The 18,826-nt window shown below is 36.5% G+C and carries 21 protein-coding genes and 1 pseudogene; 19 read left to right on the top strand and 3 right to left on the bottom strand.

Annotated elements, in window-relative coordinates:
- Positions 1-52: 52 nt before the first annotated feature.
- The 4 genes from AADJ06_RS05440 to AADJ06_RS05455 all read left to right on the top strand — a co-directional run bounded on the left by AADJ06_RS05440 (position 53) and on the right by AADJ06_RS05455 (position 2,674).
- Positions 53-868 (top strand): helix-turn-helix domain-containing protein, encoded by an 816-nt coding sequence (locus AADJ06_RS05440; RefSeq protein ID WP_341225392.1) that lies wholly within the window; start codon positions 53-55, stop codon positions 866-868.
- Positions 869-942: 74 nt separating this feature from the next.
- Positions 943-1,428: a VOC family protein gene (locus AADJ06_RS05445; protein WP_341225393.1), complete on the top strand. Its 486-nt coding sequence runs from the start codon at positions 943-945 to the stop codon at positions 1,426-1,428.
- A gap of 61 nt (positions 1,429-1,489) precedes the next feature.
- Complete coding sequence (locus AADJ06_RS05450) at positions 1,490-1,840, top strand: tRNA-binding protein (protein WP_341225394.1); 351 nt, start codon at positions 1,490-1,492, stop codon at positions 1,838-1,840.
- 135 nt (positions 1,841-1,975) lie between these two features.
- Positions 1,976-2,674, top strand: a complete 699-nt coding sequence (locus AADJ06_RS05455; RefSeq protein ID WP_341225395.1) for a hypothetical protein — start codon at positions 1,976-1,978, stop codon at positions 2,672-2,674.
- Positions 2,675-2,764: 90 nt separating this feature from the next.
- On the opposite strand, the gene AADJ06_RS05460 is transcribed toward AADJ06_RS05455, so the two are convergent.
- A complete protein-coding gene (locus AADJ06_RS05460) occupies positions 2,765-3,394 on the bottom strand; it encodes a class I SAM-dependent methyltransferase (protein ID WP_341225396.1) in 630 nt (209 codons plus the stop codon).
- A gap of 158 nt (positions 3,395-3,552) precedes the next feature.
- On the opposite strand from AADJ06_RS05460, the gene AADJ06_RS05465 reads away from it, so the two are divergent.
- From AADJ06_RS05465 to AADJ06_RS05505, 9 genes are all read left to right on the top strand, one after another.
- Positions 3,553-4,137 carry a Crp/Fnr family transcriptional regulator gene (locus AADJ06_RS05465; RefSeq protein WP_341225397.1) on the top strand — a complete coding sequence of 195 codons (585 nt, stop codon included), beginning with the start codon at positions 3,553-3,555 and terminating at the stop codon, positions 4,135-4,137.
- Positions 4,138-4,324: 187 nt separating this feature from the next.
- The gene (locus AADJ06_RS05470; protein ID WP_341225398.1) at positions 4,325-5,005 is read left to right on the top strand and encodes a type 1 glutamine amidotransferase domain-containing protein; all 681 of its coding nucleotides are present in this window, start codon (positions 4,325-4,327) and stop codon (positions 5,003-5,005) included.
- Between the two features lie 105 nt (positions 5,006-5,110).
- On the top strand, positions 5,111-5,437 hold the full coding sequence (locus tag AADJ06_RS05475; protein WP_341225399.1) for a multidrug efflux SMR transporter: 327 nt from the start codon (positions 5,111-5,113) through the stop codon (positions 5,435-5,437).
- A gap of 94 nt (positions 5,438-5,531) precedes the next feature.
- A complete protein-coding gene (locus tag AADJ06_RS05480; protein WP_341225400.1) occupies positions 5,532-5,927 on the top strand; it encodes a VOC family protein in 396 nt (131 codons plus the stop codon).
- A 161-nt stretch (positions 5,928-6,088) separates the two neighbouring features.
- Positions 6,089-7,129: an alpha/beta hydrolase gene (locus AADJ06_RS05485; protein ID WP_341225401.1), complete on the top strand. Its 1,041-nt coding sequence runs from the start codon at positions 6,089-6,091 to the stop codon at positions 7,127-7,129.
- A gap of 41 nt (positions 7,130-7,170) precedes the next feature.
- Positions 7,171-7,752: a cyclic nucleotide-binding domain-containing protein gene (locus tag AADJ06_RS05490; protein WP_341225402.1), complete on the top strand. Its 582-nt coding sequence runs from the start codon at positions 7,171-7,173 to the stop codon at positions 7,750-7,752.
- Positions 7,753-7,835: 83 nt separating this feature from the next.
- Positions 7,836-8,459, top strand: coding sequence for a hypothetical protein (locus AADJ06_RS05495; RefSeq protein ID WP_341225403.1), 624 nt, complete (start codon positions 7,836-7,838; stop codon positions 8,457-8,459).
- A 138-nt stretch (positions 8,460-8,597) separates the two neighbouring features.
- A complete protein-coding gene (locus tag AADJ06_RS05500; protein ID WP_341225404.1) occupies positions 8,598-9,161 on the top strand; it encodes a Crp/Fnr family transcriptional regulator in 564 nt (187 codons plus the stop codon).
- A 61-nt stretch (positions 9,162-9,222) separates the two neighbouring features.
- A complete protein-coding gene (locus tag AADJ06_RS05505; protein ID WP_341225405.1) occupies positions 9,223-9,801 on the top strand; it encodes an NAD(P)H-dependent oxidoreductase in 579 nt (192 codons plus the stop codon).
- A gap of 28 nt (positions 9,802-9,829) precedes the next feature.
- Here the strand turns inward: AADJ06_RS05505 and gdhA are convergent, their stop codons facing one another.
- Entirely contained in the window at positions 9,830-11,173 is a 1,344-nt protein-coding gene (gdhA, locus tag AADJ06_RS05510; protein WP_341225406.1) for an NADP-specific glutamate dehydrogenase, read from the bottom strand.
- A gap of 351 nt (positions 11,174-11,524) precedes the next feature.
- On the opposite strand from gdhA, the gene AADJ06_RS05515 reads away from it, so the two are divergent.
- Positions 11,525-11,929: a RidA family protein gene (locus tag AADJ06_RS05515; protein ID WP_341225407.1), complete on the top strand. Its 405-nt coding sequence runs from the start codon at positions 11,525-11,527 to the stop codon at positions 11,927-11,929.
- On the top strand, positions 11,926-12,711 hold the full coding sequence (locus AADJ06_RS05520; RefSeq protein WP_341225408.1) for a hypothetical protein: 786 nt from the start codon (positions 11,926-11,928) through the stop codon (positions 12,709-12,711). Before AADJ06_RS05515 ends, AADJ06_RS05520 begins: the two co-directional genes overlap by 4 nt.
- A gap of 72 nt (positions 12,712-12,783) precedes the next feature.
- Here AADJ06_RS05520 and AADJ06_RS05525 read toward each other — a convergent pair whose 3' ends face one another.
- Complete coding sequence (locus AADJ06_RS05525; protein WP_341225409.1) at positions 12,784-13,410, bottom strand: VTT domain-containing protein; 627 nt, start codon at positions 13,408-13,410, stop codon at positions 12,784-12,786.
- Positions 13,411-13,806: 396 nt separating this feature from the next.
- Between AADJ06_RS05525 and AADJ06_RS05530 the strand changes: the two are divergent.
- From AADJ06_RS05530 to AADJ06_RS05545, 4 genes and pseudogenes are all read left to right on the top strand, one after another.
- A pseudogene (locus tag AADJ06_RS05530) lies at positions 13,807-14,973 on the top strand (glycoside hydrolase family 88 protein).
- A 67-nt stretch (positions 14,974-15,040) separates the two neighbouring features.
- Entirely contained in the window at positions 15,041-16,201 is a 1,161-nt protein-coding gene (locus tag AADJ06_RS05535; RefSeq protein ID WP_341225410.1) for an MFS transporter, read from the top strand.
- 149 nt (positions 16,202-16,350) lie between these two features.
- Positions 16,351-17,766: a sulfatase gene (locus AADJ06_RS05540; RefSeq protein WP_341225411.1), complete on the top strand. Its 1,416-nt coding sequence runs from the start codon at positions 16,351-16,353 to the stop codon at positions 17,764-17,766.
- 218 nt (positions 17,767-17,984) lie between these two features.
- The gene (locus AADJ06_RS05545) at positions 17,985-18,521 is read left to right on the top strand and encodes an outer membrane beta-barrel protein (protein WP_341225412.1); all 537 of its coding nucleotides are present in this window, start codon (positions 17,985-17,987) and stop codon (positions 18,519-18,521) included.
- The last annotated feature ends 305 nt before the right edge of the window (positions 18,522-18,826 follow it).

Below are 18,826 nucleotides of genomic sequence, written 5' to 3' on the forward strand. Positions count from 1 at the left end.
TTAAGAATCGCTGTTTGGTAGCATAGAAACTGTGTGTTAATATGAGCAACCAATGAACTATCAAACATTTGAACCACATCCTGATTTAGCTTCGCTTGTGAGTTGTTATTGGACTTTAGAAGTTCATGCCCAAAATAAGCCAGAGCGACAGCGAATTATACCTGACGGTTGTATTGAAATGGCATTTATCCTCGGAGATGACGTAAAGCGATATACTTCCCAAAATGAATTTATCTTACAACCTCGGGCAATGGTTTTGGGTCAAACAATTGAACCTTTCTACATTGAGCCTATTGGCCACGTCAACACCTTTGCTATTCGTTTTTACCCATACGGTTTTGCAAACTTTGTAGCTATTCATATTAAAGACTTAGTGAATAAGGAAACTCCTTTGGAGGTCATATTTGATAAAAATGAAGCCAAAGAACTGGAACAAAACATAGTTCAGGCAATAGATAGTAAACAGCGAATAGAAATCATAGAAAAGTTTCTTATCGCTAAATTGAACAACAAAACCACCATTGACAACATTGTAAAACAGACCATTGATGCTCTTTTATCTACAAACGGAACAGCATCTATAAGCACAATTCTAAAAGAAAACTTGTCAAAAAGAAGGCAGCTCGAAAGAAATTTCATCAAACAAATAGGTGTTAGCCCAAAACAGTTAGGGAAAGTAATCAGGCTACAAACAGCCTTGAAAATACTACTCAATAAAAAGGACGAAAACCTAACCAACATTGCTTACCAAAGTGAATACTTTGACCAAGCTCATTTCATAAAAGACTTCAAAGAGTTTACCGGAATTAACCCAAAAGAGTTTTTGGGCAATGAAAATATGACACTTTCTAGCCTTTTCTACAAATAGCCCGGATGTCGCATTTTTACAATTTCAGCAAAGACAAGTAGCCTAAGTTTGTTTTATCAACTAAACAGAACAGCATGAAAAAAACTATTCTTTGCACTGCAATAGTGCTCACATTTCATATCACAGCCTGCAACAAATCTAAAACTGAGACTAATGCAGTTCAGTCTAATGTAAACCAAAACACAAACGAAATGAAAAGCCATGTTTCACTTTTTGAAATTCCCGCCACAGATATTTCACGAGCTGTAGATTTCTATCAAGCCATTCTAGACATTCACATTGAGAAAATGGAAATGCCAGGAATGGAATTGGGAATTTTCCCATATGAAGAACAAATGGTTACTGGAGTTATTATGAAAAGCGAAGACCACAAACCATCAGCCGATGGCGTAACCATTTACTTAAACGGTGGAGATAATCTTCAATACATTCTAGATAAGGTCGAAAAAAATGGAGGCAAAGTTCTTCTACCTAAAACGCCTCATGCCGATAATGTCGGATATTTTGCTCTGTTTTTAGACACCGAAGGCAACAAACTTGGGCTAAATTCTCCTAACTAGACTTTACGAAGCTTATTTTTACATCCAATTGGAAGGGTATGATAAGTAATAGAAAACCGCAATGGAATCAGAAAGTAAAGAAAAACTAACTTGGAATGATTTTCTGAAAGTAGAAATGAGAATAGGAACCGTGATTTCTGCTGAAGAATTTAAAGAGGTAAGAAATCCTGCGTATAAATTAATCATTGATTTTGGAGCCCATGGCCAAAGAAAGACTTCTGCTCAAATCACTAAACTGTATAATCCTCAAGAATTGGTAGGCAAACAAGTAGTAGCCGTGCTTAACTTTCCGCCAAAGCAAATTGCAAATATGATGAGTGAGTGCCTAGTTTTAGGTGGCGTGGGAGACCATAAGGAAGTCACTCTAATAGAACCTGGAAAAAAGGTAGAAAACGGAACACGAATTTCTTAAAATCTTGTCAGGAAAAACGAATGCCTTATATATCTTAATTGTCAACTTTCACTCTTTTAGTAGAGTAACAATTTTGCCGTTTGGGTTTGAATATTGCTACTTTCGTCAAATGATTTTAAACGGCTAGTAAGCATCATGACATATTCATCTTCAAACGAGCATCAAATTCAACAGGTAAGGAATTATCAAGACCTCGTTTCCACACCTTTTCATGGAGAGGTGAATGCCATTTGTTGGAAACGTGAGCTAAAAGGTGATTTCGAGGAGATTGTTAATTCGATAGAATTAAAAGATAACATAAGGGAAATTGATGCTGCTGAACTCCTTGATTTAAAACTAAGTGAGCAAGGACAGCTGGCTCGTGAAACCCTTTTAAATGACCTAAAAGTTTTGAAGGAAAATGGTGCTTCGCCAAGTCTGAATTTAATCAAGTATTATGAGCGAGATGATGCCTTTCCACTTTTCCCGACCGATGTTTACTCTTACCATGTAGACCGCTCTCCAGTACCCACCAACACCTATTTATGTACGTACTATGGCGAGCCAAGCGACATTTTGCCAAATGCTCAAGGTATTCAAAAAGTACTTATTCCTGAAATACGTGATGAACTCAAAAAACTACACGGCGAATCAGACGATAGCTTTGAAGCCTTTTTAAGCGAATATTTTTTCGACCTACATTATCAAGCCAAACCAGATGCACAACCTATCAACTTAGGCCTAGGTAACCTGTGGCGATTAGCAGTTGACCATCCAGAAAGCCCAGTTCCACCATGCCTTCACCGTGCCCCCGTAGAAAAAGATGGCAAGACGCGTCTTTTGATGATTTGTTGAGGAGTAATTGAATAAAATATACCATCACCAGAGTCCTGCCAAAACAGACTCTAGTTCTTCAAATCCTAGAAAAACACTCACATTCAATCCTTAAGAAGAAAGATTTTCACTTAGCTTTCTTCCCACAAATCTTATAACAGAGCCTTTCCCTATATGATATTTGCCCTCGTTTAACTCTATTTCTTGTTCTTCTAGTAATAGCACTTCATAGTTTTTGAAATCGTTCCTAACTTCTTCCTCAGAAAATAGCGTGTCTATGTTATTTGGCCCACCTACTTTTGGGTTTTGCTTTCTAAGCTCCAAATGCTTTTTACTAAAAGCTTCAAAAATGACATAGCCTCCTACCTTTAAGTATTGGTCTAGCTTCTTATGTAAGGCAGATTTGTTCTCCGCTCCAAAGTGAGCATAAATAAGCCCTATGGCATCAAAAGAGACTTTATCAAAATTTAGTGCGGCTAAATCACCGACTAAATAGTTTAGTTCAACACCTTGTTCTTTGGCCAGTTTTAAAGCCTTCGTTTTTCCTTCTGCACTTAAATCTAGGGAAGTTACCTTCCAACCTTGCATTGCAGCAAAAACACCGTTTCGGCCTTCACCGTCTGCAGGCATTAGAATAGTACCTGCCTCTAATTTTGGTAACCATTCTTTAAAAAACACATTTGGCTCTTTGCCATAAGCAAAATCCCCTTCGCTATATCTAGCATCCCATTTCTCTTTCATAAAGCTTTAAATATCTATAAGCTTATAACAGACTACCCATAAAAAAAGTGCTTGACTTTTGGCTATCAAATACAAGCTCAAGTATGATAATGGTCAGACTTTATTAAAAAGTTAACGTATTTTGCACGTAGTCTTTAATTCTCTCTTGAAACTCCAAAATGCAAACTCAAAACTCCATCATTTCAGAAATATTTAAGACCATATCTTTTTCGGCAGATGAAATCAAGCTGGTGGAGAGCAAATTTGAGAAAATTACCCTCGAAAAGGGTGCAACGCTTTTAAATGCGGGTAAAACGGTAAATCATCAATACTTCATATCTAGTGGCTGTTTAAGAACTTATTTCATAGATAATTCCGGCAAAGAGCACACCATACAGTTTGCTATTCAGGACTGGTGGATAAGCGACTATACGGCGTTCTTTACCAGCTCCACCGCCATCATGACCATAGACTGTATTCAAGATGCCGTGGTATATAAGGTTTCGAAAGAAGCCATGGACGGTTTGTACCTCAAAATTCCATCTTTAGAGACTTTCTTTAGAAAGAAAATGGAAGGAGCCTTCGCTAGTTTTCAAAAAAGGATTTTGGGGAGTTTGTCACAATCGGCCAAAGAGCGATACACTTCTTTTATTAGCACCTACCCCAACATTGAGCAGAGCGTTAAAAACTATCATATTGCCTCCTACTTGGGCATCACCACAGAAAGTTTGAGCAGAATCAGAAAAGAAATAGCTCAAAAGTAATTTCTTATCATACATCAATTTTCCCCTATTTTAAGCATCATACTTTTGTGTCAGCAATTTGAAACGGATTGCTTTTAAACATAAAATTATGAAGAACTTATTCGTATTAGTCGCCGTAATTATGGGACTAGTGTCTTGTAACAGCAAGACTGAAGAAAACCAAACGTCAACAACAAACACAGAGAAAATGAAAAAGGTATTATTTGTATTAACCAGTCACAAAGATTTAGGAAACACAGGAGAAAAAACGGGTTTTTGGATTGAGGAATTTGCTGCCCCTTACTATCTATTAAAAGATAAAGGCGTAGAAATCACTTTGGCTTCACCTAAAGGCGGTCAACCACCGATAGACCCAAAAAGTAATGAGCCCGATTTTCAAACACCTGCCACAGTAAGGTTTAATGACGATAAAGCAACGCAAGAAGTGTTGTCAAAAACCATAAAATTAGAAGATATCAATCAAGCAGATTATGACGCTGTTTTTTATCCAGGAGGTCATGGTCCATTATGGGATTTGGCGGAAGATAAAAACTCTATTGCTTTGATTGAGGCTTTTTATAACAACAATAAGCCGGTAGCGGCAGTTTGTCATGCACCAGCTATTCTCAAACACCCAAAAAACACAGATGGAACACCATTAGTGAATGGTAAAAAAGTAACTGGCTTTACTAATGGCGAAGAGGAAGCTGTGCAGTTAACCTCTGTAGTGCCATTTTTGGTAGAAGACATGTTAAAAATGAATGGTGGTATTTACTCTAAAGGAGCAGATTGGGGACCTTATGCAGTGGAAGACGGCTTATTAATTACTGGTCAAAATCCAGCATCTTCTGAATTAGTAGCAGAGCTTTTATTAGAAAAATTGAAGTAAAATTAACACATAGTTTCTCCGTATAATAGCGAATGAGTTTAAGCTCATTCGCTATTTTTTTATGTGTCAAAATGGTAGCTTTGATTTTCCTATAAATTGATCTAAATGAATTGGCTAATTTTAATTATTGCGGGCTTGTTTGAAGTGGCATTTGCCTTTTGTTCAGGCAAAGCCAAAGAGAGTGCAGGCAATGAGATGTACTTATGGTACGCCGGTTTTCTTGTAGCACTGGCCATTAGTATGGGGCTTTTAATAAAAGCTATGCAATCTTTACCAATAGGCACTGCTTATGCGGTCTGGACGGGCATAGGAGCAGTAGGGACGGTTTTAGTAGGCATTTTTGTATTCAAAGAGCCCACTACATTTTTGAGAGTCTTTTTCTTACTCACACTGGTTTTATCCATTGTAGGTTTAAAGGCGGTTTCGCACTAAAATTTAGTGCTCATAACATTTTTAGTAAAAGACCTATTCTTTAAAGTTTACGTTTTTTTATTGATAAGTTTATTGAAAAAATAACAAGAAAAGCATGAAATACGCCTACACTATTCTTTATGTAAAAAGCGTCTCAGACACCATTAATTTTTATGAAAAGGCTTTTGGCTTTAGCCAAAAATTCATCAGCCCCGAAAGCGATTATGGAGAATTGATTTCAGGTGAAACCACCATAGCTTTTGCATCCATAGAACTTGGGAATTCTAATTTCAAAGATGGTTTTGAAGTGATAGCAAACTCTAAAAAGGCAATGGGGGTAGAAATGGCCTTTACTACCGAAAACATTGAATTAGACTTTCAAAAAGCTTTAGATGCTGGAGCCACGGAAATTAGTCCATTGACAGAAAAACCTTGGGGACAAAAAGTAGGCTACGTAAGAGATAATAATGGTTTTTTGATTGAAATATGCACGCCTATAAAAACCAATTAAATTCTTTAAAATCTGCGACTAAAATCGCTGGTAAAACGTTGAATTCTTATCCTCTAAGTACATAGCTTTAAATAGTATTCTATATTTTTAGAGCAGTTCTTCAGACAAAATCAGAATACCAAAAAACCAGAGAGCATCAACATAATTTTTAAAGCACCTTTATGAAAAGCAGCTACACACTTGTTTTAGCCTTCCTAATTTCATCATGCTCCACTGCACAAATACAATCAATAGATGAGAGCAAATTCGTATCTATTGGCGGAATAGAGCAATGGATAAGCATTAAGGGAGACGACACATCAAAACCAATATTGCTCTTCATTCATGGTGGGCCAGGCAGCACCATGAGCCAGTTTGAAAATGCCATGTATACCGGATGGGAAAAGGATTTTGTACTGGTAAATTGGGACCAAAGAGGTGCTGGAAAAACCTATGGCCGAAATGCTCCTTCCGAAGTTAACGAGGACTATTGGATGGAGAATTCGCTGACAGTAAAAGAGATGACCGCCGACGGAATTGAAGTCACAGAATACATATTAAAGCAGTTAAAAAAAGATAAAGTAATTTTAGTGGGTACCTCATGGGGTTCTATTCTTGGTACCGAAATGGCTTTAAGCAAACCTCAACTTTTCCATGCTTATTTAGGGCATTCACAGTTTGTAAGCTTTAGAGACAATTTCGATTATTCTTACGCTAAAACGTACGAATTAGCTAAAAAAGAGAACAATATAGAGGCTATTGAAAAGCTAGAATCCTTAGGAAAACCTCCATATAATAATGCTAGAAGTTACGGTCAATTATTGCGTGTGGTAAAAAGTTACGAACAAAACAATTCAACAGAAGCACCCGATACATGGTTTAAATTAGCTCTAGCATATGACAATGAGGAAGATAGTAAAGCGAGGTATGACGGCGACGATTATTCATTTATTCATTTTGTAGGACATGAAAAACTTCAAATAAAATCAATGGCTGCCGATATTGATTTTAACCAAAACGGATTGACCTTCGAAATGCCTGTTTACTACATTCAAGGTGAACAAGATATATTAACAGCTGCAGCCATTAATAAACCTTATTTTGACAAAATAGAAGCTCCCAAAAAAGCTTATTTCTTGCTACCAGACGCTGGCCATGGTCATAATAAATCTGTGGTTGATAAACAGTTTGAGATTGTTAATCAATTAGAAATTGTACAATAGAAACCACTCCGATTGTTATCCATTTTTACATTTAGAATAAAATGCAAAACTTATTGTTTGACTTTATCGAGAAATACATTCCTCTTACTGAAGAAGAAAAAGAGACCATATCCTCTTTGGATGTTTTTAGAACGGTAAAAAAAGGAACTGTTTTACTAAAAGAAGGAGAGCGTTCACAAGTAGGATATTTCGTTTTGAAAGGATGCATACGAACATACTATATAAAAGATGGGGAAGAAAAAACAACCGCTTTCTATACCGAAATGGAAGGTATAACACCTAACTGTGTCTTAACTAAAGAAGCCTCCGAGTTTTATATCGCCACCACAGAAGATTCTATTATTACCGTTTCAAATCCTGATATGGAAGGTGATATGTTTGGCAAAATCCCAAAATTTGAAACCATGTGTAGGTTAGTTTCAGAGGAGCTTTTAGCCAAACAGCAAATTAATTTTGACCATTTTAAAACTTCTTCTCCAGAAGAACGCTATATAATTCTGCAAGAAAAAAGACCGGACCTTTTACAGCGTGTGCCTCAACATCAGTTGGCTAGTTACTTGGGCGTAAAACCACAATCGCTTAGTAGATTAAGAGCTAGAATTCTTAAAAAAAGTAAAGGCTAGCTTCTATTTCTTAACTTAAGTGAACGTTTTGAGGCCTCTGCCTCCTCTAATTTTGTCATATCAAAAAACTAAAAACTAACGATATGCAAAATAGAATTTTAAGCATCGCCATTGCCATAATTTTTACTGTAAATGCTCAAAGCTTTGCCCAAAAAGCTAAACTAGATAGCACATATAAAAAGTGTTTTGTAGGGAGTTCTTTTTTTATGCTGGGCAACTTTAGTAAAACCAATAAACCAGATTTTGTCCAGCTAAATTTTGGCTATAGAATAACACCAAAAGACGTGGTTTCAATAGAAGCCAAAACCTGGAAATATGCCTGGTCGCTTGGTATTCCTCCTTTTTCTGAGTCCTATGACGCTCCCGAAGAAGAGTTCCCTGGATATGTTAGAGAAATAGGTATTGCATTAGCATACCAGCGATTTTGGTACAAAGGATTATACACCGCTATTCATGTAATGAATGCAAAACAAACATTTGTAGATAAAAACGGCGACAAAATAAAGAATGGATATCAAATGTTTAATACTTACCGTTTAGGTTACCACTTTGAATTGTTCAAAAACAGATTTTTCATAGAACCTTCACTCGCAATAACACATAGGCCTATCCAGTCAAAAATGCCCGAATCCTTTGCCGCACTTAATGACAAATGGCCAAACTATCTCATAGGCGAGCCAGGGCTTCATTTTGGATTTAATTTCTAATCTTAACCAAAAAAAAGAATTCAATGTGGAAACCCGACGTAAAACGAAGCATTGAATTCTTATCTTTTCAGCAAAGGGCTTTAGATAGGATTCTATATTTTTGAGCAGTAGCCACGAAGTCACTACCTAGTAAAACATATGAAAGCCTACCTAAAATCATTCAATATACTGACAGATGATGAAATTGATTTATTTACCAATAAGGTAAAACCTAAACACTTGAAAAAAGGCGAATTCTTTATTAAGGAAGATACCACCTGCCAAGAAGTAGCTTTTGTAAATTCAGGATTATTTAGGTCTTACTATTACTCTTCTTCTGGAGAAGAGCTTACCTACTGTTTTACTTTTTCTAACTCTTTTGTTTCCGCCTACTCGTCTTTTTTATCTCAATCCAAAACATTGGAAAACATCCAAGCTCTAAGTGATGTAGAATTGTTTTCAATTTCAAGAGAGGAAATTTTAAAACTGGAAGCTTCCAGTACCAATTGGCTTCGCCTTTTTAAGTTCATTGCAGAGCAAGAATATATAAAAATGGAAAAACGAGTCTTTATTTTACAAAAGGAAACAGCCGAAAAGCGGTATGAAGACTTACTCAAAAATCAACCTCAGTTTTTACAATTGATACCTCTCTCCTACTTAGCCTCTTATTTAGGAATTACGCAAAGGCATTTAAGCAGAATCAGGAAGTCTATTTCGAATTAGACAAATGTCCTTTCTCAGCCTTTTTCTTAGACTTTCCTTTGTAAAAAATAAAGAATAAGAAATGAAAAAGGTTTTAATCATAAACGGACATCCAGATAAACAAAGCTTTAATATGGCCCTAGCAGAAGCTTACCTTGAGGGAGCTAATAAATCAAAAGCATTAGTCTCTCAAATCAATATTGCTGATTTAAACTTCAATCCAAACCTTCAGTTTGGATATAGAAAAAGAACAACATTAGAGCCTGACCTTACCGCCGCTATTGAAAAAATAAAAGAGGCCGAGCATCTGGTTTGGGTATTTCCTATGTGGTGGTATGGATATCCGGCAATAATGAAGGGTTTTATTGAGCGTACTTTTCTGCCCGGCATTGCCTATGAACCTATTGAAGGAAAACCATTTCCAAAGAAATTATTTAAAGGAAAGTCTGCCAGAATTATTATCACGGCAGACACGCCAAGATGGTATGATTACCTTTTCATGAAACAACCCGCCATCAATCAATTTAAGAAAGGAACACTCCAGTTTTGTGGCATAAATCCTGTAAAAGTAAGCTACATTGCCCCTTTAAAAGATTCCAGCCTTGACTTTAGAGGAAAATGGCTAAAGAAAGTTTCATTACTTGGTGAAAAGCTACTTTAGTTTTAACAAAAGCATAAAGCCATTTAGCCTAAACCACCCCTTGGGCTAACATGGCATCTGCCACTTTTACAAATCCAGCAATATTAGCCCCTTTCACATAATTGACATAGCCCTTATCATCCGTACCATATTTAACACAAGACTCATGTATTTCGTCCATGATTGACTTTAGTTTCTCATCCACTTTTTCTCTAGACCAGTTGTAACGCAATGCATTCTGAGACATTTCTAAACCTGAAACAGCTACACCACCGGCATTGGAAGCCTTGCCTACGGCCAAAAGTATTTTTTCTTTCAAGAACACATTTATCGCCTCTGGGGTACACGGCATATTGGCACCTTCACTTACACAAATACAACCATTTTTTACCAAGTTTTGGGCATCAGATTTGTCCAACTCATTTTGTGTAGCACATGGCAGGGCTATATCAGCTTTTACATTCCATGGCCTTTCGCCCTCATAGAAAGTAGCTTTAGGGTACTCTTTCACATACTCATTTATACGCCCACGCTTTTCATTTTTTAAATCCATGATAAAGGCGAGTTTCTCCTCATCTATACCCTCTTCATCTAAAATAAACCCAGAAGAATCTGACATTGTAATAACTTTTCCACCTAGCTGTGTTGCTTTTTCAGCAGCATATTGAGCCACATTCCCTGAACCTGAAATCAAAACCTTTTTCCCTTCAAAACTCTCTTCACTGGTTTCTAACATGTTTTCAGCAAAATAAACATTCCCATAACCTGTAGCTTCTGGACGAATTAAAGAGCCACCGTATGCTATTCCCTTTCCAGTTAAAACACCAGTAAACTCATTTCTTAGTTTTTTATACATACCGTACATATAGCCAATTTCTCTGCCACCAACACCAATATCGCCAGCAGGAATGTCGGTATTTTCACCTAAGTGGCGGAATAGCTCTGCCATAAAAGCTTGGCAAAATCTCATTATTTCAATATCAGATTTGCCTTTAGGGTCAAAATCAGCACCACCTTTACCACCACCAATTGGGAGGGTAGTGAGTGAGTTTTTAAAAACTTGCTCAAAACCCAAAAACTTTAAAATGCTCAAATTAACAGACGGATGAAATCTCAAACCTCCTTTATACGGACCTATAGCCGAGTTCATCTCTACTCTGTAGCCTCTATTAACCTGCACGTCTCCTTTATCATCAATCCAGGGTACCCTAAACATGATGGTACGTTCTGGCTCAATCATGCGTTCTAATAACTTCTTGCCTTGGTACTTAGGATTTTCTTCAATAAATGGAATTATAACTTCTGCTACTTCATTCACGGCCTGTAAAAACTCTGATTCATTAGGATTACGCGATTCAGCATATTTTATAAAAGCCTTAATTTTTGATTCCATTATTTTATTAAAGGTTTGGGGTAAAAGAAGACAGCAAAACAATTAATTAGTTGCACTGTCTATGACAAAATTATTTATTGTCAATGAAGTAATTCATAAACAATACAAGTGTATTTGTAAGTACGGATTTTAGGAAAAAAGGCCTGAAAAAAGTGTAATAATTAGAAGATACTTAAAGAAATATCTCGCTAAAGTACCATTGATACCAAGTCATTTAAACCTTCCCGATTTAAAACCTCGTATAAATTCAAATCCTTAAATTTCTTAACATATGTAAATGCCTGACCTTTTTACCTACAATAATTTTGTGCCATTAAATTAATCAAGCTGTCACTAAGACAATTATTAACAATGAAAAACACTTTTATCAACCCAGAAGGGCTATTTAATCCAGAATACTATGGATTTTCACATATTGCTAAAATTCCAGCAGGAAAGGAGCTTTACTATTTTTCGGGTCAATGGGCTTCTGACAAAAACGGAAAACTAGTATCAGAAGATTTTAAAGAACAAGTAGAAAGAACCGTGACGAATATCAAGGTAGCTTTAAAAGCTGCTGGCTTATCTCTAAATGATGTAGTAAAACAAACCGTTTACATAGCAGACTTTAACAGCGAGAAAAAAGGAATTCTGATAGATGTAGCTTCCAAAGAATGGAATGCAGAAAAACTCCCTGCAAGCTCCATTGTTCCACTTCCTGTATTGGCTACCGCCGAAAATTGTCTTATAGAAATTGAAATTATAGCTGCCAAATGAAAAACACCATTCTAACATTCGCAGTAATTGTTATGACAAATCTCTCGCTCTGTGCTCAGGTTCTTTTTGTACTCAGTGCCGCAGACACCTTAGAGCTGAATAAGGGCGAAAAGCTAAGGCAAACGGGCGTTTTTCTTAATGAATTTTATTTAGCATATAACTCTGTATTGAAAGCTGGATATACTGTAGCTATTGCCACACCAAATGGCACTGTTGCCACTATTGACCAAGAAAGCATGGATGATAGCTATTGGCAAAATAATTTGACGCTAAAAAAGGAGGCATTGGCATTTATAAAGCATAACCAAGTATTCAATCATCCATTGAGCTTAGAAGAAGCTCTGAAAAATAAGAATAATTACATTGGCTTAGTAATACCTGGTGGTCAGGGGCTCATGGTTGACTTACATAATAATCTGCATATCCCTCTTTTATTAAGCCATTTTGCTGAAACAAAGAAACCAACAGGTCTTATTTGTCATGCTCCTAGCCTGATTTTGACAATTCCTAAAGAGTCAAATCCATATGTTGGTTTTAATGTCAATTCTGTTTCGCCACTTGAAGAGTTTGTTATTGAAAAATTCATAATGAAAGGCAAACCTCAAAATAGAAAAATAGCCAAGAGGTTAAAGAAAATGGGTCTGAACTACAAACAGAAATTGCCAAAGGCAAACTATGCCGTAAAAGACAGGAATTTGGTTACCAGTCAAAATCCATTTTCAAGTGAGCGTTTCAATATGCTTTACATGGAAGCTTTAGAAGAATATCAAACAAAGAATTAATAGGCCTATAAAAAACTAAAGGGACTTCGCCATCAAGCAAAGTCCCTTTTATACAAATTCTTTTAAACCTAACTACTCACCAAACACCTGGAAAATAACAAGAGCATAGATTATAAAGCGTAAATACCTAAAAAGTGCCCATAGCAAATACTGCTTAAAGCTATATTTAATCAGACCGCATGCTAAACTGACAATGGAGTGCGGAATAGGCGAAATAGCACCTAAAACCACGAATACATTTCCCCACTTGCGTAAATTGACAATGTGCTTTGCAATTTTTACCTCAATGTGATTCTTAACGCTTTCTATCATAAAAAGCCTGCTACCCACCAAGTAAGAAATAATACCACCAATATAAGATAGCGAAGCCAGCACGAATAAAAACAACCAAGGGGTACTCGATTTAGACGCCCATGCAATAAATATTTCGGGCGGAACTATTCCTAAAATAGTCTCGGATGTCAGAAAAAAGGAAAAAATAACCTCTGGGGAATAACTCTCTACCAAACTATTTAGAATGGCATTAATATCTAAAAAGAAATACTCCAAAACCACCAATAACAAGACAAAAATAGCCACCACGGTACCCGCTTTAAAAGCCGTATCTTTTAAAAAATCATAGAACTTGGTAATCTTATAATAACGATTTATTAAAGCTAACCGCTTTAGAGTATTACTGTATAAGGTATTTTCTGTCATTTAGCTCACTATTTATCATTGTGCATATAGATAAACTCCGTAAGGGGCAAATAAATTCTACTATAGAAGAATTTATATCGCAATTCTTACTCCATTTTTTGATAAAACTTCCATTTAGTCAAATAGAAAGACTTCTAATACTTACTATTTACTCACAAAATTAAGCCATTCTGACTTTCTAGCCTTCTGACAATTAGTTAAAACCTATCGAATCTTTAGATAGTCTATTTTTTCTTTAAAGGTTGCATTTTTCTAGCATGTTTACCGAAGCTAGCGTCTATGTATTTTTTCTTTTAGTTACTTTTTCTTTCGATTTATTACTGACTTCAATTCTTTCAATAAAACACCTTTTAACCTCCACACCTCTTTAAAACGTGGTGTCAATTCAAAAAACTAATGATTAGAATTTCACTTTTACTCTTTTTATTAATTGCGATTTCTAAACCTTCAATAGGCCAATCTAAAAATGTAGCTTCTGAACTTTCTGATGCCATTATAAATCGCTACCAGCCTACTATAAATGCCATGACAGCAAAAGGCTGGGACCATTCAAACTCAGTCATTCTTCATGCCATGGAGAAAATATACTTACAGAATAAGAATCCTAAATACCTGAAGTACATAAAAGATTTTGTAGATAGTTATGTAGATGATAAAGGCTTAATTACCGATTTAAAAACAGAATTGGACGGGATACATCCTGGCATTTTATGTTTATTTCTTTATGAAGAAACAGGAGAATTGAAATACAAAGCTGCTGCAACGCAGCTAAAAGAATACCTATTTGACACCTCCTTATTTAACAAAACACCCGAAGGTGGCTATTGGCACAAAAACAACGATCATTATAATGATGTCATGACCATAGATGGTGTATATATGGCCAATCCATTTTTGCTAAAATATGGTATCCTATTTAATGATAAAACTTGTATTGAATTTGCAGTGGACCAAACCTTGCTTATCGCATCATAAGCATTTAACACAAAAACTAACTTAGCCTATCACGGCTGGGACTATAACAAAACCAAGAGTTGGTCAAACCCAATAACAGGAACATCACCTGAAATATGGAGCCGAAGCATTGGCTGGTTTTCTATGGCTCTTATAGATATGATAGCATACCTGCCTAAGTCTCATAAAAACTATGACAAAATGCTCTATCTCTATCAGCATTTGGCTGAAGGCATTAAAAAAACACAAAATATGAAAGATGGGATGTGGTATCAATTGGTAGAATATCCTGATTTAGCTAATAATTACCCTGAAACAAGTGGAACGGGAATGATGCTCTACGCATTAAAAAAAGGCAGAAACCTTGGGTTATTGAGTGAAAATTTTAATACCAACATTGACAAAGGGTGGGCAGCTTTAAAAACTTTTGTTAAACCATTTACCGACGGACTGCCAATGGTAACTTCTTTCTGCCCCGGAATGGGAATTCAAGATAACATCACCAATTATTTGTCAGTACGTCCTGTTAGTTGCCCTTCTTCCGATGAAAAACAACAGCCGCATGGCTATTTTTCAGTTTTAATGGCTGCATCAGTTCTGGAGTTTTAAACAGCTAAGAAACTAAACCTATCAAATCAAGGTTTCAAAGGCACGCTATCAAACTGAGATTAAACAAGTGCTAAAAGCCAAGATAATTTTACCCGTAATAGTTTTATCTCAGTTCTGTGGTACATCGCTGTGGTTTGCAGGCAATAGTATCATGAATGATTTGGTCATAAACTACGGATTTAACTCTTCTGCTTTGGGGCCGCTAACATCATCTGTACAGCTTGGTTTTATAGCAGGAACGCTCCTATTTGCCCTTTTAGCTATTTCCGACCGAATTTCACCGTCAAAAGTATTTTTAGTTTGTGCCGTACTTGGTTCAATCTTTAACTTGGGAATACTATGGGAGGGTAATAATCTTTTCAGCATTCTGACCCTACGTTTTTTCACTGGCTTTTTCTTAGCTGGGATATATCCGGTAGGGATGAAAATAGCTGCTGACCATTTTCAAAATGGTTTAGGTAAATCACTCGGATTGCTAGTAGGTGCTTTAGTTTTTGGTACGGCATTCCCGCACCTGTTAAAAGGCATTTTCGATTGGGAATCTGTTATTTTGGCTACCTCTGGTCTTGCGTTTTTCGGTGGTCTTTTGCTCTTCTTCTTAGTACCTGATGGCCCTTTCAGAAAACCGGGACAAAAGATTGCTTTTTCCTCGTTTAAAAGTCTTTTCGGGAACGGAGAATTTAGAGCGGCCGCTTTCGGCTATTTTGGTCACATGTGGGAGTTATACGCCTACTGGGCATTCATTCCTATAATTTTGACATTTTATCAATCCTTAAACCCGTCTTCTAATTTTAATATTCCTATAATTTCTTTCACCATCATTGCGGTTGGGGGCATAGGCTGTATTGCTGGCGGATTTCTTTCACAGCATTTTGGTGCTAAAAAAATTGCAACATTAAGCCTATTAATATCCTGCATCTGTTGCCTAGTAAGCCCATTTATTCTTGGTCTTAATTCTGAGATAATTTTAATAAGTTTTTTACTCTTTTGGGGGCTTACAGTAACCGCCGATTCTCCTCTTTTTTCTACGCTAGTTGCCCAAAATGCCATTCCTGAATTAAAAGGCACAGCACTTACTTTGGTAAACTGCCTTGGCTTTTCCATCAGTATTTTCAGTATTCAACTATTAAATTCACTAAAAAGCTACACAGACTCATACAGTATTTACGCAGTTTTGGCTTTCGGCCCAATTTTAGGATTATTAGCTCTGAGAAAACAAGTCAATTGATGGTCTATTCGTTTTCGCAAAACGCTAATTCATACTAACGTAGGTTATAAACCTTAATTTCTTCGACAGAAAAATGTAAAGGGTTCGAATTCTCAGCAATAAGTTATATTATTGAATATAATACCTATTGAAAAAACGAACCAAACCCTATGACATCTTGGAAATCAATCGCATTATTTTTGAGTTCGCTCATTTTATTAGGCTGTCAAAAGCCAGAACTTAAAAAGCCCAATATTCTAATCATTGCGGTAGATGATTTACGTCCAGAGTTAAAGAGTTTTGGAAAAGATTATATCTCTTCGCCAAACATAGACCAGCTGGCAGCAAGTGGAGTTTCTTTTCAAAAACACTATGTGAATGCCCCTAGCTGCGGTCCTTCTCGATATACACTCCTAACAGGAACATATGGTCCTTCTGATAACTACGCTTTATTTAAAAGAGCAGAGAAACTAAAAAATGGTGGAGATATAAAACCAAGCATGCCCGAATGGTTTAGAGGAAATGGCTATACCACAGTTTCAGTAGGCAAAGTATCGCACCACCCTGGTGGAAGAGGTGGAGAAGATTGGGACGACAATGACATCATTGAAATGCCAGGAGCATGGGACAGACATTTACTTCCGGCAGGCGAATGGCAACACCCAAGAGGTGTGATGCACGGTTTGGCGAACGGAGAAATCAGAGTGGTTTCTGCAGAAATGGATGTTTATCAAACTAAAGATGGTGATGATAATATTTACCCAGACGGATTAATTACAGATGAAGCCTTAAAACAACTTAACGAGCTAAGCAGCGATCAGACCAAACCTTTCTTCTTGGCGGTTGGTCTGATAAAGCCACACCTACCTTTTGGAGCTCCGTCAAAGTATTTTGAGCAATACAAAAACATAGAACTCCCTCCTATTCCACATCCTGAAAAACCAGAAGGTCGAAGTACTTGGCACCGTTCTGGTGAATTTAATCAATACAATAATTGGGGTAAAAATGGAAATACTCACCCGCAATTTGCAGATGAAGTAAGAAGGCATTACGCTGCATGCGTAAGTTATGCTGATGCACAAGTTGGAAAAATCTTGGCTGAATTAAAACGTACTGGAGCAGACAAAAACACGATTGTCATTCTTTGGGGCGACCATGGTTATCACCTAGGCGAACATGCCATTTGGGGCAAACATAGCTTGTTTGAAGAGTCACTGCACTCACCCATGATTATTCACTACCCGGGCATGAAAACCAAGAACCAAAAGACCAATGCTATAGTAGAAACGCTTGACATTTTCCCTACGCTGTGTGATTTAGCAGGAGTACAGATACCAAGTTTCACACAAGGTCAATCGCTAAAACCAATCATAGAAAAACCTAAATCTGAAGGTCATGCGGCATACGGCTATACCAAATCAAACAGGCTAAAAACCATCAAAACGAAAAACCACAGACTAATTCAGCATGAAGATGGGTTCATAGAATTATATGATGAAGCTAGCGAAACCGTAAATGTGGCGGATAAGTACCCTGAGGTGGTGGCTGAACTTAAAGGGAAGCTTTTAGAGCGATTGGGGAAGTAAAAATTTGCTTTACAGAAACTTAAAGCCTTTAAAAAAAAATCAAATAGATGTAAATGTTAAGAAATTACCAATTTCAGCCAGAGAATAAAAGTCACTTCACCAAATCTCGATTTATCCACCTTTGGAGGAAGCTTTGTAGAGCTAGTTTTTCTTAAATCGTTTTTTTTTTTAATATTCCAAACCTGGCTTCATACAAGTTTAAGCCACATATTTGAGCAATGAAATATAAAGTACTAGTACCCTTGTTAATGTTTTTCGCACTCAAATCATTTTCACAAGACTCAAAATTTAATCTAGAATTTAATTACCCAATCCCGGTAGGGGACAATTTTATAGTAAAAAACTATTTTGGAACACTAGATTTAGGAGCTAAATATAGGTTTACTGAATCAAAACCATTTAATATGGGAGCTTCTTTGAATTCCGGAATTCTTTTATTTAGTAAGAGCAAAGTAATAACTTATCTTATTCAACCCAAATTATTTGGAGAGCTTAATATTGAATCTTTAAAAAGATTACATCCTACAATCGGGCTTGGATATACTTTTATGTTGTCTAGTAGTTCGTTTGACGAAAATATTGACAATCAGGCTGGCTTGAATCTAAATGCATCAATCGCTTATGAAATCAGCAGCAAATTATCAGTCATAACTCAATATGATTATATAAAACTTAACGTAAAAAATAATATACCCAACACAAATTTTAACACAAAAATTAGAATTATAAAAATTGGATTAGGCTACCACTTTTAGAAGCAATAGCCAAGCTGGCTCTCTATCCATTGCATTTTTCTCTTCTAAGCTAGAAGTTCGATCGTTAAACTTTTAAATGTCAAAAAACCACCCATTTCAGTCAGAGGCTGAATAACCCTTCAACAAATCTGGATTTATCCGCCTTTGGAGGAAGCTTTGCAGAGCAAGTAAGTTCAGAAGTTAAGAAAAGCCCCATCGGGGCAATATATTAATAGCTCAGGGTAAAACCCTGAGCTATTAGTAAAACCGGAACCTTTGTTTTGGCGGAATTTTGGCCTTCTAAAAAGCCAAAATTGTGACAAAAC

This window comes from uncultured Arcticibacterium sp., assembly GCF_964021845.1.
Taxonomy (GTDB): Bacteria; Bacteroidota; Bacteroidia; order Cytophagales; family Spirosomataceae; genus Arcticibacterium.

Bases quoted from the DNA above. Each gene is read 5' to 3' on its own strand.
- AADJ06_RS05485 (WP_341225401.1), top strand. From the start codon at position 6,089: ATGAAAAGCAGCTACACACTTGTTTTAGCCTTCCTAATTTCATCATGC.
- AADJ06_RS05445 (WP_341225393.1), top strand. From the start codon at position 943: ATGAAAAAAACTATTCTTTGCACTGCAATAGTGCTCACATTTCATATC.
- AADJ06_RS05440 (WP_341225392.1), top strand. From the start codon at position 53: ATGAACTATCAAACATTTGAACCACATCCTGATTTAGCTTCGCTTGTG.
- AADJ06_RS05455 (WP_341225395.1), top strand. From the start codon at position 1,976: ATGACATATTCATCTTCAAACGAGCATCAAATTCAACAGGTAAGGAAT.
- AADJ06_RS05545 (WP_341225412.1), top strand. From the start codon at position 17,985: ATGAAATATAAAGTACTAGTACCCTTGTTAATGTTTTTCGCACTCAAA.
- AADJ06_RS05480 (WP_341225400.1), top strand. From the start codon at position 5,532: ATGAAATACGCCTACACTATTCTTTATGTAAAAAGCGTCTCAGACACC.
- AADJ06_RS05520 (WP_341225408.1), top strand. From the start codon at position 11,926: ATGAAAAACACCATTCTAACATTCGCAGTAATTGTTATGACAAATCTC.
- AADJ06_RS05505 (WP_341225405.1), top strand. From the start codon at position 9,223: ATGAAAAAGGTTTTAATCATAAACGGACATCCAGATAAACAAAGCTTT.
- AADJ06_RS05470 (WP_341225398.1), top strand. From the start codon at position 4,325: ATGAAAAAGGTATTATTTGTATTAACCAGTCACAAAGATTTAGGAAAC.
- AADJ06_RS05500 (WP_341225404.1), top strand. From the start codon at position 8,598: ATGAAAGCCTACCTAAAATCATTCAATATACTGACAGATGATGAAATT.
- AADJ06_RS05475 (WP_341225399.1), top strand. From the start codon at position 5,111: ATGAATTGGCTAATTTTAATTATTGCGGGCTTGTTTGAAGTGGCATTT.
- gdhA (WP_341225406.1), bottom strand. From the start codon at position 11,173: ATGGAATCAAAAATTAAGGCTTTTATAAAATATGCTGAATCGCGTAAT.
- AADJ06_RS05515 (WP_341225407.1), top strand. From the start codon at position 11,525: ATGAAAAACACTTTTATCAACCCAGAAGGGCTATTTAATCCAGAATAC.
- AADJ06_RS05525 (WP_341225409.1), bottom strand. From the start codon at position 13,410: ATGACAGAAAATACCTTATACAGTAATACTCTAAAGCGGTTAGCTTTA.
- AADJ06_RS05460 (WP_341225396.1), bottom strand. From the start codon at position 3,394: ATGAAAGAGAAATGGGATGCTAGATATAGCGAAGGGGATTTTGCTTAT.
- AADJ06_RS05495 (WP_341225403.1), top strand. From the start codon at position 7,836: ATGCAAAATAGAATTTTAAGCATCGCCATTGCCATAATTTTTACTGTA.
- AADJ06_RS05490 (WP_341225402.1), top strand. From the start codon at position 7,171: ATGCAAAACTTATTGTTTGACTTTATCGAGAAATACATTCCTCTTACT.
- AADJ06_RS05450 (WP_341225394.1), top strand. From the start codon at position 1,490: ATGGAATCAGAAAGTAAAGAAAAACTAACTTGGAATGATTTTCTGAAA.
- AADJ06_RS05540 (WP_341225411.1), top strand. From the start codon at position 16,351: ATGACATCTTGGAAATCAATCGCATTATTTTTGAGTTCGCTCATTTTA.
- AADJ06_RS05465 (WP_341225397.1), top strand. From the start codon at position 3,553: ATGCAAACTCAAAACTCCATCATTTCAGAAATATTTAAGACCATATCT.